This is a genomic window from Neorhizobium tomejilense (assembly GCF_964254135.1).
Lineage (GTDB): Bacteria > Pseudomonadota > Alphaproteobacteria > Rhizobiales > Rhizobiaceae > Neorhizobium > Neorhizobium tomejilense.
In genome coordinates this window covers 1,275,719-1,290,569 of record NZ_CAXUSO020000001.1, presented here as the reverse complement: position 1 = coordinate 1,290,569, position 14,851 = coordinate 1,275,719, and the positions used below count along the sequence as shown (strand labels likewise).

Annotated in this window: 13 protein-coding genes; 2 read left to right on the top strand and 11 right to left on the bottom strand. The window is 63.3% G+C overall.

Translation table 11 applies throughout. The features are described 5' to 3' along the window. Nucleotides 1–290: 290 nt before the first annotated feature. Nucleotides 291–2,150: a DNA helicase RecQ gene (recQ, locus tag ACSQ3G_RS06660; RefSeq protein WP_436109462.1), complete on the bottom strand. Its 1,860-nt coding sequence runs from the start codon at nucleotides 2,148–2,150 to the stop codon at nucleotides 291–293. Between the two features lie 210 nt (nucleotides 2,151–2,360). Here recQ and ACSQ3G_RS06655 point away from each other — a divergent pair, with 210 nt between their 5' ends. Continuing rightward, nucleotides 2,361–3,506, top strand: coding sequence for an NAD(P)-binding domain-containing protein (locus tag ACSQ3G_RS06655; protein ID WP_436109461.1), 1,146 nt, complete (start codon nucleotides 2,361–2,363; stop codon nucleotides 3,504–3,506). Nucleotides 3,507–3,512: 6 nt separating this feature from the next. Here the strand turns inward: ACSQ3G_RS06655 and ACSQ3G_RS06650 are convergent, their stop codons facing one another. The 8 genes from ACSQ3G_RS06650 to ACSQ3G_RS06615 form a co-directional block, all read right to left on the bottom strand. After that, on the bottom strand, nucleotides 3,513–3,896 hold the full coding sequence (locus ACSQ3G_RS06650) for a DUF983 domain-containing protein (RefSeq protein WP_105429938.1): 384 nt from the start codon (nucleotides 3,894–3,896) through the stop codon (nucleotides 3,513–3,515). Nucleotides 3,897–4,023: 127 nt separating this feature from the next. Next, a complete protein-coding gene (locus ACSQ3G_RS06645) occupies nucleotides 4,024–5,427 on the bottom strand; it encodes an aminotransferase-like domain-containing protein (RefSeq protein ID WP_436109460.1) in 1,404 nt (467 codons plus the stop codon). A 147-nt stretch (nucleotides 5,428–5,574) separates the two neighbouring features. Continuing rightward, nucleotides 5,575–5,976 carry a monovalent cation/H(+) antiporter subunit G gene (mnhG, locus tag ACSQ3G_RS06640; RefSeq protein ID WP_436109459.1) on the bottom strand — a complete coding sequence of 134 codons (402 nt, stop codon included), beginning with the start codon at nucleotides 5,974–5,976 and terminating at the stop codon, nucleotides 5,575–5,577. After that, on the bottom strand, nucleotides 5,973–6,254 hold the full coding sequence (locus ACSQ3G_RS06635; protein WP_046636911.1) for a K+/H+ antiporter subunit F: 282 nt from the start codon (nucleotides 6,252–6,254) through the stop codon (nucleotides 5,973–5,975). Before ACSQ3G_RS06635 ends, mnhG begins: the two co-directional genes overlap by 4 nt. Then, the gene (locus tag ACSQ3G_RS06630) at nucleotides 6,251–6,727 is read right to left on the bottom strand and encodes a Na+/H+ antiporter subunit E (protein WP_436109458.1); all 477 of its coding nucleotides are present in this window, start codon (nucleotides 6,725–6,727) and stop codon (nucleotides 6,251–6,253) included. Before ACSQ3G_RS06630 ends, ACSQ3G_RS06635 begins: the two co-directional genes overlap by 4 nt. Then, the gene (locus ACSQ3G_RS06625; RefSeq protein ID WP_436109457.1) at nucleotides 6,727–8,358 is read right to left on the bottom strand and encodes a monovalent cation/H+ antiporter subunit D; all 1,632 of its coding nucleotides are present in this window, start codon (nucleotides 8,356–8,358) and stop codon (nucleotides 6,727–6,729) included. Before ACSQ3G_RS06625 ends, ACSQ3G_RS06630 begins: the two co-directional genes overlap by 1 nt. Then, nucleotides 8,355–8,693, bottom strand: coding sequence for a Na+/H+ antiporter subunit C (locus tag ACSQ3G_RS06620; RefSeq protein ID WP_046667993.1), 339 nt, complete (start codon nucleotides 8,691–8,693; stop codon nucleotides 8,355–8,357). The genes ACSQ3G_RS06625 and ACSQ3G_RS06620 overlap by 4 nt, the downstream gene beginning before the upstream one ends. Continuing rightward, nucleotides 8,693–11,614, bottom strand: a complete 2,922-nt coding sequence (locus ACSQ3G_RS06615; protein WP_436111675.1) for a monovalent cation/H+ antiporter subunit A — start codon at nucleotides 11,612–11,614, stop codon at nucleotides 8,693–8,695. The genes ACSQ3G_RS06620 and ACSQ3G_RS06615 overlap by 1 nt, the downstream gene beginning before the upstream one ends. Nucleotides 11,615–11,702: 88 nt before the next feature. Between ACSQ3G_RS06615 and ACSQ3G_RS06610 the strand changes: the two genes are divergently transcribed. After that, nucleotides 11,703–12,014 (top strand): helix-turn-helix domain-containing protein, encoded by a 312-nt coding sequence (locus ACSQ3G_RS06610; protein ID WP_436109456.1) that lies wholly within the window; start codon nucleotides 11,703–11,705, stop codon nucleotides 12,012–12,014. A 63-nt stretch (nucleotides 12,015–12,077) separates the two neighbouring features. Here ACSQ3G_RS06610 and ACSQ3G_RS06605 read toward each other — a convergent pair whose 3' ends face one another. Next, a complete protein-coding gene (locus tag ACSQ3G_RS06605) occupies nucleotides 12,078–13,967 on the bottom strand; it encodes a bifunctional sugar phosphate isomerase/epimerase/4-hydroxyphenylpyruvate dioxygenase family protein (protein ID WP_436109455.1) in 1,890 nt (629 codons plus the stop codon). Between the two features lie 212 nt (nucleotides 13,968–14,179). After that, nucleotides 14,180–14,821, bottom strand: a complete 642-nt coding sequence (locus ACSQ3G_RS06600) for an alpha/beta hydrolase family protein (RefSeq protein WP_105424940.1) — start codon at nucleotides 14,819–14,821, stop codon at nucleotides 14,180–14,182. Nucleotides 14,822–14,851 lie beyond the last annotated feature (30 nt).

The window sequence follows — 14,851 nt, the reverse complement described above, 5'->3', positions numbered from 1 at the left end:
CGGCTGCTACGCATTCTCCTCACCGCGCCGAAGCCCCGTCAGGGATCCTGATACGCGATATAGACTCCTCCCGAGAGCCTGATCGTGTATACATTACACGTCACGATGACGAAAGCCAGAATGAAAATTGCCGCTCCGCGAGGTCGCGATCACGCCTCCGAATGCGCGGAGTGAGCTGTTGCCTAGTTTTTGCGGGTGATTGACGCACGCTCGATTTTTCGGCCCCAGAGTTGCGCGCGGCTTCTCCGGCGGACGGTTGCGGCGACGTTCTACTGATACGCGGTTGCCGCCTATCTCTCGTGCGTCCGGATCACCGCCAGGAAGGCGTCGCCGTAGCGCTCGAGCTTCGATTGCCCTACCCCGGAAATGCCGAGCAGCGCATCGCGACTTGTCGGGCGGGCGGTCGCAAACGCGACCAGCGTCGTATCCGGAAAAACGACATAGGGCGGCACCGAAAGCTCCTTGGCGATCCCCAGGCGCGCGACGCGCAGTGCCTCGAAGAGTTCAGCATCGGACCCTTCCAGCGTGGATCTTGCGTTTGCCGCGTTCGGCGACGCGCTTCGCGATGCCTTGCCCGTTGTCGGGCGGTCCTTGCGGAAGCGGACCTCGCGTTCACGCTTGAAGACGGCCCGCGCGCCCTCTTCCAGCTTCAGCGCGCCAAACGCCTCATGATCGACACTGACGAAACCGGCGGCGAGGAGCTGGCGATAGACCGATTGCCAGGTCTTCGACGGAATATCCTTGCCGACGCCGAAGACAGGCATGTCCGCATGGCCGAAGCGCGTGGTCTTCTCGTTTCGGTTCCCGAGCAACACGTCGATCAGGTGGCCTGTGCCGAAACGCTCGCCGGTCCGGTAGATCGCCGCCAGCGCCTTGATGGCGGCGTCGGTTCCATCCCAGGTTTCGACTGGTTTGAGGCAGGTGTCGCAGTTGCCGCACTCACCGCCATGCGCCTCGCCGAAATGAGCCAAGATCGCCTGCCTCCGGCAGCCGGGGGTTTCGCAGATGCCGAGTAGCGCATTGAGCTTGGCGCGCTCGACGCGCTTGATATCGTCGCCCGACGTGCCGCCGTCGATCATCCGGCCGCGCTGGATGACATCGGCCATGCCATAGGCCATCCAGACGTCGGACGGCAGCCCGTCGCGCCCGGCGCGGCCGGTCTCCTGATAATAGGCCTCGACCGAGCCGGGCAGATCGAGATGGGCGACATAACGCACGTTCGGCTTGTCGATGCCCATGCCGAAGGCGACGGTGGCGACCAGGCAGAGGTCCTCCTCCTTCAGGAAAGCGTCCTGATTGGCGTCGCGCATGCCGCGATCCATGCCCGCATGATAGGCAAGCGCGCGAATTCCCTGCCCGTTCAGCCACTCTGCCGTATCCTCGACCTTGGCGCGCGACAGGCAATAGACGATGCCGCTCGAACCCTTGTGGCGGGAGAGGAAACGCAGGAGCTGCTGGCGCGGCTGGTCCCGCTCGACGATCTCATAGGCGATGTTCGGTCGGTCGAAGGAGGTGGTGAACACCTCGGCCGAGCGGAGCGCAAGCTTGTCGATGATATCTTCGCGGGTGTGTGGATCGGCGGTCGCCGTCAGCGCCATGCGCGGCACGCCCGGATAATATTCCGCGAGATGGCCGAGCTCGCGATATTCCGGGCGGAAATCGTGGCCCCATTGCGAGACGCAGTGTGCCTCGTCGATCGCGAACAACGCGATCCTCGCATTGCCGATCATCTCCTTGAAGGCCGGAGTGACGATGCGCTCGGGGGTCACATAGAGAAGATCGAGATCGCCGTTGGCGATCGCCCGGCGGACATCGATAAATTCTTCGCGGGTCAGCGAGGAATTGAGGGCAGCGGCGCGCACGCCGAGCTGCTTCAGCGCCTCCACCTGGTCGCGCATCAGCGCGATCAGCGGCGAAACGACGATGCCGACGCCATCGCGGCAGAGGGCGGGGATCTGGAAGCAGAGCGATTTGCCCGCACCGGTCGGAAACAGCACCACGGCATCGCCACCCGATACGACCTGCTCGACGACAGCCGCTTGTTTCCCCCGGAACGACGAATAGCCGTACACACGCTTCAGCACGTCGAGCGGATTTCTCGTGCCTTGTCTGTCAAACAGGGGATCGATGCGGTCTGGGGTCGGTGGCATGGAATCGCTTTCGTCGGAAGGACCGCACTATGGCACAGGTCCGGCGGCCAGAGCGAGCACCTGGGGCACTCGACCATGGGTGTCCCTATATGAATTGAGGCCCGGCAATTCTCCCGGCGCCCCTGCGGCCCGTTTTGCTTGAAGCGCCTTTCGCGGCCGTATAAGCCTCGTCTACCCGCCCTCGCCCCGCCACTGGCATGGATATCTCGCATGGCTGCAGACCCCGAACCGGATCACCTCGCTGACGACGGACCCAAGCACGCCCGGGTGGCAGTCAAGGTCGATATCGTCGTGATCGGAGCGGGTCAGGCGGGCTTGTCCTCGGCCTATCACCTGCGCAAGCTCGGCCTTGCGCCGGACAAGGATTTCGTGGTCTTCGACCAGTCTCCGGAGCCTGGCGGTGCCTGGCAGTTTCGCTGGCCTTCTTTGACCCTGGCCACCGCCAATCGTGTCCACGACCTCCCCGGAATGCGGTTCGAGGAGGTGGTCGATACTTCAGCCAATCTGGTTAAGGCGTCGGTCGCCGTGCCCCAATATTTCGCGGCCTACGAAGCCGCATTCGATCTACGCGTCCATCGTCCCGTCAAGGTAACGGTCGTCTGCCCGAGGGGCGATCGGTTGAGGGTCGAAACCGACCGCGGTGCATTTTCGGCGCGGGGCTTGATCAATGCCACCGGCACATGGGAATCGCCCTACATCCCCGACTATCCCGGCGCCGACCGTTTCCATGGGCGGCAGCTCCATACGCGGGATTATCGCACCGCCGAGGAATTTGCCGGACAGCATGTCGTCGTGGTCGGCGGCGGGATTTCGGCGATCCAGTTGCTCGACGAGATCTCCCGCGTCACCTCGACCACCTGGGTGACGCGACGGGAGCCGCAATTCCGCGACGAGCCCTTCACCCCGGAGGTCGGGCATGCCGCCGTAGCGCTCGTGGAAGATCGTGTCCGCCAGGGCCTTCCGCCGGGTTCAGTGGTTTCGGTGACCGGCCTGCCCGTCACGCCGGCGGTCCAGGCGGCGCGCGAACGGGGTGCGCTGAAAAGGTTGCCGATGTTTTCCGAGATCACCGAACACGGGATACGCTGGGCGGACGGGTCGGAGCAACGGGCCGATGTGATCCTCTGGTGCACGGGTTTTCGCAGTTCGCTCGATCATCTCGCCCCGCTGCAACTGCGCGAGGCGAGCGGCGGCATCCTGATGACCGGCCGGCTGGCGACGCAGGTCGCCAAGGACCCGCGCATCCACCTGGTCGGCTACGGCCCATCCGCTTCGACGATCGGGGCGAACCGTGCGGGTGGCGCAGCCGCGCGGGAGCTGAAAACTTTCCTCGATGCTCCAGTCAATCTCGGCAAATGATGCGACCTAGCTGGCGCGTCTCACCAGCTTTCCTTCTTCCGCCTTGTAGAAATACTGGCTCGCCACCAGCCAACCCTTGAGCGGCCGAAGCGGCGGAATGCAGGTCAGAAGCATGAAGGGCAACGTCACCAGCAGGTGAACCCACCAAGCCGGCTGGTACTGCACTTCCAGCCAGACGCCGAGAAGCACGCTCGGCACGCAGGCAAAGCACATCACGAAGAAGGCCGGGCCGTCGGCGGGATCGGCGAAGGAATAGTCCAGCCCGCAGGCTTCGCACTTCCGGCTGAGCGTCAGGAAGCCGTTGAACAGATGCCCCTGGCCACAACGCGGGCAGCGCCCGCGGATACCGGTCTGCATGGGAGGGAGAGGAGGCCATTCGTGATCCATGATCATCGTCCTTGGGAGCAAAGCGATCAAATGTCTATTGATTGCAGTCATTATATAGATTGATGCATTCAATGAGTCGATTAGCCAGAATGCCGCAGGCATACCGGCCACGGGTCGCAGAGAGGAGAGATCAGAAGAAGGAGCCGGCCATTTCGGGCGAGCTTTGCAGCGCATGCCCCATGAATTCCAGGGCGGCCTCGAGCGCAGTCCGCTGGATGGGACCGCCGAGGCACACGCGCACCGCTTCCGGTGCCGGGCCGTCGACGCAGAAGGCGTCGCTCGCCACAACACCGATGCCGGCGGAACGCATGTGGCTGCCGAACGTCGAGCGGGTCCAGCCCTGTGCCAACGGCAGCCAGATGTTGAAGCTGAGCGGGTCGCCGCGGTAGCTGCCCTCCGGCAGTATGTTTGCGACCAGCGCCTGGCGGGCCATCGCTTCGGTCCTGACGAAGTGCAGGATGTTGTCGGCCGTGCCATCCTCGATCCAACGGGTGGCGAGCGCTGCCGAGAGCGGCGACGCCATGACGTTGTTGGCGCGCATGGCGCTGACGAAGGGCCACGCGGCCCTGGTATCCGGGGCGACGACATAGGCGAGCCTGAGGCCGGCGCCGAGAGATTTGGAAAGCCCGCCGACATGCCAGGTCAGCTCCGGAGCTATCGCCGCCAGCGGTGCCGGGGCGCGCAGAGGAATGAAGCCGTAGGCATCGTCCTCAACGATCGGCACGCCATATTTTCGCGCCACGGCGCAAATCTCCTCGCGACGCCGTTCCGGAACGGTCAGCGTCATCGGGTTCTGCAGGATCGGATTGAGATAGAGCGCCTTCGGCTTCTTCTTCTCGCAGGCCTCGGCAAAGGCTGCTGGGAGAATGCCCTCGTCGTCCATCGGCAGGCCGACAAGGGTCAACCGCAGTTGCGCCGCGATCGAGCGCATGCCGGGATAGGTGATGCTCTCAGACAGCACCGTCTCGCCCGGCTTTGCCAGCATGCCGAAGATCGCCAGCAGCGCCGGATGCGCGCCGGGGGTGAGGAAGATACGCTCCTGCGACGGAACCAGGCCGCGCCGACCGAGCCAAACCGCCGCCGCCTCCTTGTCGACGCCGGCACCGCCGAAGCTCTGGTAACGCAGCAAAGGCACCAAGTTGGTGGCGACGGTTGTCAGCCCGCCTTGCATCCGGGCAATCAGTTCCGGATCGTCCGGCTCCGGCGGCATGTTCATGGAAAAATCAACGATCGAGGCCCGGCGCGGATCCGGCGCGGCATCGGAGACGAAACCCCGGCGCTCCTTGTCGGCACCGCCGGTCACGAACGTGCCGCGCCCGACATGCGAACTGACCAGACCACGCTTCTGGGCTTCCAGATAGCCGCGCGCCACGGTGGTGAAGTCGACGTTGAGCACCTTGGCCAGCTCGCGCTGCGGCGGCAACCGATCACCGATCACGAGGTTGCCGCTCCGCAAATCCATTTCGATGACATCGGCAATGGCCATGTAGCGCGGGGAGCGGCTGCGGGTGAGGTCAGGCTTCCAAGTCTTCATCCGTGACGTCCGATAGTTAGTCCTGGATTGACTGTATATTGTTGCTCAGTGAGTCTGTCATCAGGAAAAAAGCGGACATCGCACTGCTGCCCGCAGACCGGAGATGTCGATGATTGCCGCCCACCTTCGCCGGCCAGTTGAAGCGCCCTACCCCCTCCGGGGATCGCTCTCGCCCAGAATCTCCCCGGCGGCCTGGCTCCTGTTCGGCTTGTCCGGAACATTGCCGTTGCCTTCCGCACGGTCGCGGTGGAGAGCGGCGCGGGCGAGCAGCATGAAGGTGATCGGCGTCGTCACCGTGACGAAGATGCCGATCAGGAGTTCGTGGAAGACCGGACGCCCCGAAGAAACCGTGAAGAAGATCATCGAGGCCAGCATGACGCCGCCGATCCCCCAGCTGGTGCCGAGCGTCGGTGCGTGGATGCGCTCGTAGAAGGTCGGCAGGCGCAGGAAGCCGATCGCACCGATCAGCGCCAGGCCGGAGCCGATCAGCAGGAAAAACGCGACTGCAATCGCTGCCCAGACGGGCATGTCGGCGGCAGACTGCATCATTCGATCACCTCCCCGCGCATCAGGAATTTGGCGAGCGCCACAGTCGCCACGAAGCCCAGCATGCCCATGACCAACGCCGCCTCGAAATAGATCACTCTGCCGGTACCGATGCCGAAGGTCACCAGGAGCAGCATGGCGTTGATGTAGAGCGTATCGAGGCCGATGATGCGGTCCTGCGCCCTTGGGCCCCGGAACATGCGCAGCGAGGCGATCGCCATCGCCGCGGCGAGCATCAGCTGCGCGATCGAAACCGCACTGAACAGAATGATGGCGCTCATGCGAATATCTCCATCAGCAGCTTCTCATATCTGTTCTTGATCGTGTTGCGCCATTCCGCCTCGTTGTCCAGATCGAGGATATGCAGCAACACCGTCTTGTCGTTTGAATCATACTCTAGCCAGGCCGATCCCGGCGTGCTGGTCAGTACGACGGCCAGAACAGCGATTGCCGTATGGTTCTCGATATCCAGCTCGACGGTCAAGAAACCGGGATTGTGGCTGCGGCGACCAGCTCTGAGGATAATCCGCGCGACGGCGACATTCGATTTGACGATATCGTAGAGCACGATCCCGAACAGCTTCGGCAGCAGGTACCATTTGGCGAGCCTCGGCTTGTCCGGGCGCAGCGACGCCATCGCCCAGGAGGCGAAGACGGCGACCAGGACGCCAAGCACGAGATGGCCGGGCGTGAAGCCGTTGAGCAGCAGCCACATCAGGATCAGCGACAAGGCGAGCAGCGGATAGGGCAGCATCACTTGCTCCCTGCGTTGGCCGAGGAGACGCCGTCATAATCGGCAACGGGCGCTGCGTTGCGCACTGCGTCGATATAGATCCTCGGATTGCTAAGGCTGCGGATCGTGGTGTCCATGTACTGCATCGCGGGTCCGGCCTGGACAGTCAGAGCCAGCGTCAGGAAAAGCAGGAACATCACCGGCACGATCTCGATGACGAGGACGCGCGGCACGGTTCCTTCGAGCGAACTCCAGAAGGTGCGGATGCCGGCGCGGGTCATCGAGATCAGCGCTGCGATGCCGGAGAGGATGACGAGAAAGACCAGAACCCAGACGGCCGCCGTCGGCGGTACGCCGATCGCACCGGTGCCCATCATCGCCGACAGCATCGCGAACTTGGCGATGAAACCGGAAAGCGGCGGCAGGCCGGAGAGCAGGATGCCGCAAGCGGCAAAGCAGATGCCGAGGATTGCCATCGTGCCCGGCATGGTGACGCCGTCGCCCTCCTCCGGCTCGTCGTCGTCCGCGTCGCCATAGGCCTCCATGGTGACGGCAAGCACGATCGCACCGGCATCCTGCCCGCGCTCCACCAGTTCGATCAGCATGAAGAAGGCGCTGATCGTCAGCGTCGAGCTGACGAGGTAGAGCAGCGCGCCGGACGAGATCGCCCCGTCATTGATACCGAGCACCATCAGCAGCGTGCCCGAAGAGACCAGAACCGAGAAACCGGCAAGCCTTCCCAGCGCCTGCGACGCCAGCACGCCGACCGTGCCGAAGATCAGGGTCGCGATGCCGCCGTAGAGAAGCACGTCGGCGCCGAAACCGGCGGAAGGTCCTTCGCCGAAGAGCAGCATGGTCAGCCGCAGGATGATGTAGATGCCGAGCTTGCTCATGATCGCGAATATGCCGGCGACCGGGGCGGAGGCGGCGCTATAGGCGGTCGGCAGCCAGAAGCAGAGCGGCCACATGCCGGCCTTGATGAGGAAGGCAATGCCGAGCACGCCCGCTCCCGCTTCCATCAGCATCCGCCGGTCCGGCTCGATATCGGGGATGCGGGCTGCAAGATCGGCCATGTTGAGCGTGCCGGCGGTGCCGTAGATCAGGCTCACGCCGATCAGGAACAGGAGTGCGGCGGCGAGGTTGACGGCGATATAGTGCATGCCCGCCTTGACGCGCAGCGAACCGGAGCCGTGCAGCAGCAATCCATAGGATGCCGCCAGCATCACTTCGAAGAAGACGAAGAGATTGAACAGGTCGCCGGTCAGGAATGCGCCGTTCAGACCCACCAGCAGAAGCTGGAACATGGTGTGGAAATGCGCGCCGACCGCATGCCAGCGGGCCAGCGAAAAGACCAGCGCAGCGACGGAGAGCAGCGCCGTCAGCAGCAGCATCAGCGCCGACAGCGCGTCGAGAACCAGCACGATGCCGAACGGCGCCGCCCAGTTTCCAAGAAGGTAGACGCCGTCGAAATCGTTCGGGCCGCTTTCGATCCGCAGAAGCGAGAGCGAGACGGCGACCAGGATCAGCGTCGATGTAAAGCTGATCATCGCCTTTACGACGCGCCGGCGCTCGTCGAAGAACAGCAGGAGTGCGGCGGCGACCAGCGGCACAAGGATCGGCGCGATGATCAGGTGATGGGTCCAGCCGCTCATCTCGGATCGTTCCTCCCGTCGACATGGTCGGTGCCGGTCAAGCCCCGGGACGCCAGCAGCACGACGAGGAACAGCGCGGTCGTCGCGAACCCGATGACGATCGCCGTCAGCACCAGCGCCTGCGGCACCGGATCTGCAAGCGTCGAATTGGGAACGCCATCGACGAGGATCGGCGGGACATTGGTCTTCACGCCTCCGACGCCGAAGATGAAGAGATTGACGGCATAGGAAAGAAGCGAAAGGCCGACGATGACCTGATAGGTGCGCGGGCGCAGGATCAGCCAGACGCCGCAGCCCGTCATCACGCCGATTGCAGTGGCAAGAACAAGTTCCATCAGCCCTCCTCCGTCCGCGCCGCATCGATCGCCCGCAGGCGGTTGATGCGGATCGACTGGTGCGCCAGCGCCACGAGAATGAGGACCGTGGAGCCGACCACCAGCGAGAACACGCCGAGATCGAAGAGCAGCGCCGTGGCGGCCGGCATCTTGCCGATCAGCGGCAGCTCGACATACTGGAAATGCGAGGTCAGGAACGGGTAACCTAAGAACCAGGCGCCGATGCCCGTCGCCGAGGCGGTGAGTATGCCCGCCCCCATCCAGCGCAGCGGCAGAATGCGCAGACGATCTTCCGCCCAGCGCGTGCCGCCGGCCAGATATTGCAGCAGGAAGGCGATCGACAGCGTCAGCCCGGCCGAGAAACCACCGCCCGGCATGTCGTGGCCGCGCATGAAAATATAGACGGCGAAGGTGATGATCACCGGGAAAAGCCAGGTCATGATGACCGAGGGCACGAGCAGGTAGTCGCGCACCGTATCGCCGGCCGAACGCTCCGGACGATCCTCATCGAAACTGTTCTGGATCCGCTGCTGCTCCGGCAGATCCATGCTGTCATCAGCGGGACGGAAACGGCGAAGCAGCGCGAACACCGTCAGCGCCACGACGCCGAGCACGGCGATCTCGCCGAGCGTATCGAAGCCGCGGAAATCCACCAGGATGACGTTGACGACATTGCGCCCGCCGCCCTGCGAATAGGCGTTCTCGAGGAAATAGTTGGCGATCGTATCCGGCACCGGCATGGTCATGACGGCATAGGCGATGAAGGTCATGCCGATGCCGCAGACGACGGCGAGCGCCAGGTCCCGGAAGCGGCGGAAACGAGCGCGCAGGGTGATGGACTCGGCCAGTCCCTCCGTCCGCTTCGGCAGCCAGCGCAGGCCGAGAAGGATGAGGACGGTAGTGACGATCTCGACGAGGAGCTGGGTGATGGCGAGATCCGGCGCCGACAGCCAGACGAAGGTGATGCAGACGATCAGCCCGACGCCGCCGAGCATGACGAGGGCCGCAAGCCGATGGTATTTGGCGAGATATGCGGTGCCGAAGGCGAGGCAGATGCCGAGCAGCCAAATCGCGGCGAAGGCTGGATCGATGCCGGAAAAGGTGATGTCGCGGGTTTCGAAACCGGAGAGATAGAGCGGCAGGAGCCCGGCGAGGAAACCGGTCGCCACCACCCAGCGGAGCTGCGGCTGGAGATTGCGGGTGCCGAAGCGGCGTTCGAGCGAGCGGGCCCAGCGCCAGGACACTTCCACGAGAACCCGCTCGAAGATGCGCTGGCCCTTCAGGTTGCGCAGGATCGGCGGGCCGTCCTCGCAGGTCGCGAGATATTTCCGGAGCGAGAGATAGAGCAGCGTGCCGCCGACGAGTGCGATCGCGCTCATGATCAGCGGCAGGTTGACGCCGTGCCAGATGGAAAGGCTGTATTCCGGGGTCTCCGGACCCAGAACGCTGACGACGGCCGTATGCAGGAAAGGCCCGATCGAAATCGCCGGAATGATCCCGACGATCAGGCAGGCGACGACGAGAAGGTCGATGGGAAAACGCATCCAGCGCGGTGGCTCATGAGGCTTCGGTTTCGGCAGATCCGTCGGCGGTGGGCCGAAGAACACCGTGTGGATGAATCGCAGCGAATAGGCGACGCTGAAGGCGCTGGCGAGCGTCGCCACATAGGGCAGGATCCGGTCGAGAATGGAGTCCGCGTGCGTTTCGACCGCTTCCGCAAAGAACATTTCCTTCGACAGGAAGCCGTTCAGTAGAGGAACGCCCGCCATCGCGGCACTCGCCACCATGGCAAGCGTGCCGGTGATCGGCAGATAGCGGAAAAGCCCGCTCAATCGTCGCATGTCGCGCGTGCCGGTCTCGTGATCGATGATGCCGGCGGCCATGAACAGCGACGCCTTGAAGGTCGCATGGTTGACCATGTGGAAGATCGCCGCGACGGTCGCGAGCGGACTGCCGAGGCTTAAGAGCGTGGTGATGAGGCCGAGATGGCTGATCGTCGAATAGGCGAGCAGGCCCTTCAGGTCCTGCTGGAACATCGCGAAATAGGCGCCGAGCACCAGCGTGATGATGCCCGCCAGCCCCACAAGGTAGAACCATTCATAGGTACCGGAGAGCACCGGCCAGAACCGCACCAGCAGGAAGACGCCGGCTTTCACCATGGTCGCCGAATGCAGGAAGGCTGAGACCGGGGTCGGCGCCGACATGGCATTGGGAAGCCAGAAATGGAAGGGGAACTGGGCGCTCTTGGTCAATGCGCCAAGCAGGATGAAGACCAGGGCCGGCACATAGAGGGAATGGCCGCGGATAACGTCGCCGGCCACCAATATCTTGTCGAGGTCGTAGCTGCCGACGATGTTGCCGATGAGCAGCAGCCCGATCAGCAGGCAGAAACCGCCGATCCCGGTGATCGTCAGCGCCATGCGGGCGCCGTCACGGGCGGCGGCATTGTTGTGCCAGTAGCTGATCAGCAGGAAGGAGAAGATGCTGGTCAGTTCCCAGAACACCGACAGCAGAATGACATTGCCTGAGATGACGATGCCGAGCATCGCGCCCATGAAGGCGAGAAGGAAGGAGAAGAAGCGCGGAACCGGATCGTCTTCCGACATGTAGTAGCGGGCGTAGACGACCACGAGAAAGCCGATGCCGGCAATCAGCATGGAGAAGAGCCAGGCGAAACCGTCCATCCGAAGAGTGAAGTTGAGGCCGAGCTGCGGCAGCCAAGTGCCCTCGAAGCGCAGCACGCCGCCATTGGTGACGCTTGGATAGAAGGACGCGACGATCAACAGGGAGAGGAGCGCGGTGGCGCCGGCCACCCAGGACGGCAGCACGCGCGAACGGGTTCGCAGCAGAGATACGGAGACCAGGCTTCCGAGAAAAGGCAGGACCAGCAGGAAAAGAAGAAGATATGGTCCTGACGTTATCCCAATGCTCCGGCCTTTCCATGTGCGTTTCGCCCAGCGCCTGATGCGAAGATGCCTGCGAATGCCCCATCTAGCAATCGAATCCAAATTGCCATATATGGGAGATATTGACCAATATGGGCAGTTTGGTGAGATGGGTCAAGCCGCAAAGAACGCAATTTTGACGCCGGCCTTGTGTCGCGCCGCCCGTGGGTTTCTGGATTGGACGCAGACCGATCTCGCCGAGCGGTCGGGCGTGTCGCGCAGCACCATCCGTGATTACGAGGGCAGCCGGCACGACCTGCACCGCGCCACGGAAGCGCAGCTGCGCCTCGCCTTCGAAGAGGGCGGCGTCGCCTTCGTCCACATGGAGGGCGGACATTTCGGCGTCTGCCCGAGAGCCGTCCAGACACGGCAATAGGTCGAGCGGAGCGCGGCCCTGACCGGGCATCACCAGTTGGTGACCGAACCGTCCCGGCGCCGTTTAAACCCTCGGCATGCCTTCAGGGCGAAGCGCCCTCTTCAGCGCCGCGATCCGGAAGATGGCATTTGGGGCGCCGTAGCCGCGATAACCGCGCCGTTCGACGATCTCGAAGAAGAAACCCTCGCCATAGGTCATGCTGTAGAGCTGGAAATATTCGCCGTGCTCGTCGCGGTCATAGAGGATGTTCTCTTCCTTCAGCCGTTCCGAAAGCTCGGCATCGAGGCCGAAGCGGGCTTCGACGTCGCCATAGTAGTTGGGCGAGATGGCAAGCGGCTTGAAACCGTTCTTGCGCAGCGCCGCTGCCGTCGCAAAGATGTCGTCGGTCTGGAAGGCGAGATGCTGGACGCCGGACCCGAACTTTTCGGCGATGAAATGACCCGCCAGCGTGCGACGGTTCTCGGCGCCGTTCAAGGTGATCCGCAGGGTGCCGGAGGCATTTTCGACCACCTGGCTGCGTATCACGCCGGCCGGATCGATGATGTCGACCATCGGCGTCTTCTGCGTCTCGAAGATCGAGGTGTAGAAGAGCAGCCAGGTCAGCATCTCCTCGTAGGCGACCGTCTGGGCGATATGATCGACATGCTCAAGATGCGCCGGCGCCACCTCGGCTTCTTCGTTGACAGGCTGGAAATCGATCTCGGAAAAACGGCCGAGATTGCTCTTGTCGTCGATCAGGTAGACAAGCCCGCCGCCGACGCCGCGGATCGCCGGTATATCCACTTCACCCTCTGCCACCTGCTGCCGGAACGGTTCCGCCCCCAGCGCCACCGCCCTTTCGAACGCCTGCCCGGCATCCTCGACGACGAGAGCCATCGCATAGGCCGAGGTGCCGTGGACGGCAAACGAGGCGTTGGCAAACCCCTTTTCGTCGGTATTGACAAGGAGCCGGATATCGCCCTGGCTGTAGAGGCTGACCTTCTTCGACTTGTGCACGGCGGTCTTGCGGAAACCGAGCGTTCGCAGGATCGCGGCAAGATCGGCCGCATCCTTCTCGTCGGAGGAGAATTCCACGAAACCGACTCCCTTGACCGAAGCGCGGTCCGGCATGTCGCGGACCGTCAGGCCCGATGCGTTCGGGCTGCGCCGCACCTGATCGCCGAGATAGATGAGCGAGCGGTAGCCGTCATCGGCAATCGCCCGGCTGGATCCGCCACGGAACTGGTCGTTGAAGATTTCCAGCGAGAAATACCCGTCGTAGCCGGTCTCGGCGATTGCGGTGGTAAAGGCGGTCACCGGCAGATCGCCCTCGCCCGGCATGTTGCGGAAATGCCGCGACCAGTAGAGCAGGTCCATGTCGATTAGCGGCGCATCGGCAAGCTGGACGATGAAAATCTTGTCCTTCGGGATGGAGCGGATCGAATTGATGTCGATCTTCCGCGACAGGGTGTGAAAGCTGTCGAGGATCAGCCCGATATTCGGGTGGTCAGCGCGCCGCACGATCTCCCAGGCATCGCGGTGGTCGTTGATATGTCGGCCCCAGGCGAGCGCCTCATAACCCACCCTCAACCCGCGCTTGGCGGCCCGTTCGCCGAGTTCGTGGAAATCGGCCGCCGCCCGGTCGATGCCGCCGAGCGAGACCGGCGAGACGTTGGAGCAGACGAGGACGAGGTCGGTGCCGAGTTCCTGCATCACGTCGAACTTGCGTTCGGCGCGATCGAAGGTGCGGCTTCGATGCGAGGGCGGCATGCCCTCAAAATCGCGGAACGGCTGGAACAACGTGATCTCCAGGCCGTGATCGCGGACCATTTTCCCGACATCCGAAGGGCTGCCGTCGAAGGCGAGGAAATCGTTCTCGAAGATCTCCACTCCATCGAAACCGGCCTTGGCAATCGCTTCGAGCTTCTCGGGCAGCTCTCCGCTGATCGAAACCGTGGCTATCGACGTTTTCATGCGCTCCCTCCCATTTCCTCGGAATGTGACCGAAGAGGCTCCTCAGATGCACCGGCGAGCGACCTCCCGCTTCGAGCCGGCCTCAGCGACACTATTTTGTACTAAATAGTTCGTAACATCAAATGGGAAGTTTATGGCCTACCGATGGCCAGCCTCGGCAACAGCATTCGAACGCTTCCGGAGACCGCGAATGTCGGAGGCTTAGGCCGCGTTCAGGGCCTCAACCGTGCAGTCCAGGCCAGCACGGTCTCCGCCATCGTCGCGAGATGGTCGGCGGCTGAAAATCCGGAGATCGTCTTGCGCGGCTTCAGGTCGTGGTCGCCATCCTCCAGCCAGAGGATTTCGATGGCTTTGGAAAGTTCGTAGCCGGGTACTTCTTCGCGGGTGCCGAATTCATCGCGGGTTCCCTGGCAGATCAGCGTCGGGGTTCTGAGCCCCTTGAGATGTTGAGTGCGGAGCTGCTCCGGTTTTCCCGGAGGATGGAACGGATAACCAAGGCACAACAGGCCGGCGATCCTGCCTTCCGTGTAGAGTTCGTCGGCGATCATGCTCGCCACCCGGCCGCCCATCGACTTGCCGCCGATGATCAGGGGTCCCTTCGCGTCGAGTTCGGCGATCGCCGCCTTGTATTCGGGATTGAGCGTCTCGGCCCGCGGCGGCGGTTTGCGATCGCCGGAGATCCGCCGCGCCGCCATGTAGCCGAACTCGAAACGCGCCACGCGAAAACCCATGGCCGACAGGGCTTTCGCCGCAGCCGTCATCGATGCCGAATCCATCGGCGCGCCGGCGCCGTGCGCAAGCAGGATCGTGAGACGTGCGTCTTCCGGTCCCTCGATCAGAAATCGCCCTGACATCTTGCGCCCCCAATTCCGGTTCATTTTTCC

Excerpts from the sequence above, each read along its gene's own strand:
- recQ (WP_436109462.1), bottom strand. The coding sequence starts at position 2,150 with ATGCCACCGACCCCAGACCGCATCGATCCCCTGTTTGACAGACAAGGC.
- ACSQ3G_RS06655 (WP_436109461.1), top strand. The coding sequence starts at position 2,361 with ATGGCTGCAGACCCCGAACCGGATCACCTCGCTGACGACGGACCCAAG.
- ACSQ3G_RS06645 (WP_436109460.1), bottom strand. The coding sequence starts at position 5,427 with ATGAAGACTTGGAAGCCTGACCTCACCCGCAGCCGCTCCCCGCGCTAC.
- mnhG (WP_436109459.1), bottom strand. The coding sequence starts at position 5,976 with ATGATGCAGTCTGCCGCCGACATGCCCGTCTGGGCAGCGATTGCAGTC.
- ACSQ3G_RS06635 (WP_046636911.1), bottom strand. The coding sequence starts at position 6,254 with ATGAGCGCCATCATTCTGTTCAGTGCGGTTTCGATCGCGCAGCTGATG.
- ACSQ3G_RS06630 (WP_436109458.1), bottom strand. The coding sequence starts at position 6,727 with ATGCTGCCCTATCCGCTGCTCGCCTTGTCGCTGATCCTGATGTGGCTG.
- ACSQ3G_RS06625 (WP_436109457.1), bottom strand. The coding sequence starts at position 8,358 with ATGAGCGGCTGGACCCATCACCTGATCATCGCGCCGATCCTTGTGCCG.
- ACSQ3G_RS06620 (WP_046667993.1), bottom strand. The coding sequence starts at position 8,693 with ATGGAACTTGTTCTTGCCACTGCAATCGGCGTGATGACGGGCTGCGGC.
- ACSQ3G_RS06605 (WP_436109455.1), bottom strand. The coding sequence starts at position 13,967 with ATGAAAACGTCGATAGCCACGGTTTCGATCAGCGGAGAGCTGCCCGAG.
- ACSQ3G_RS06600 (WP_105424940.1), bottom strand. The coding sequence starts at position 14,821 with ATGTCAGGGCGATTTCTGATCGAGGGACCGGAAGACGCACGTCTCACG.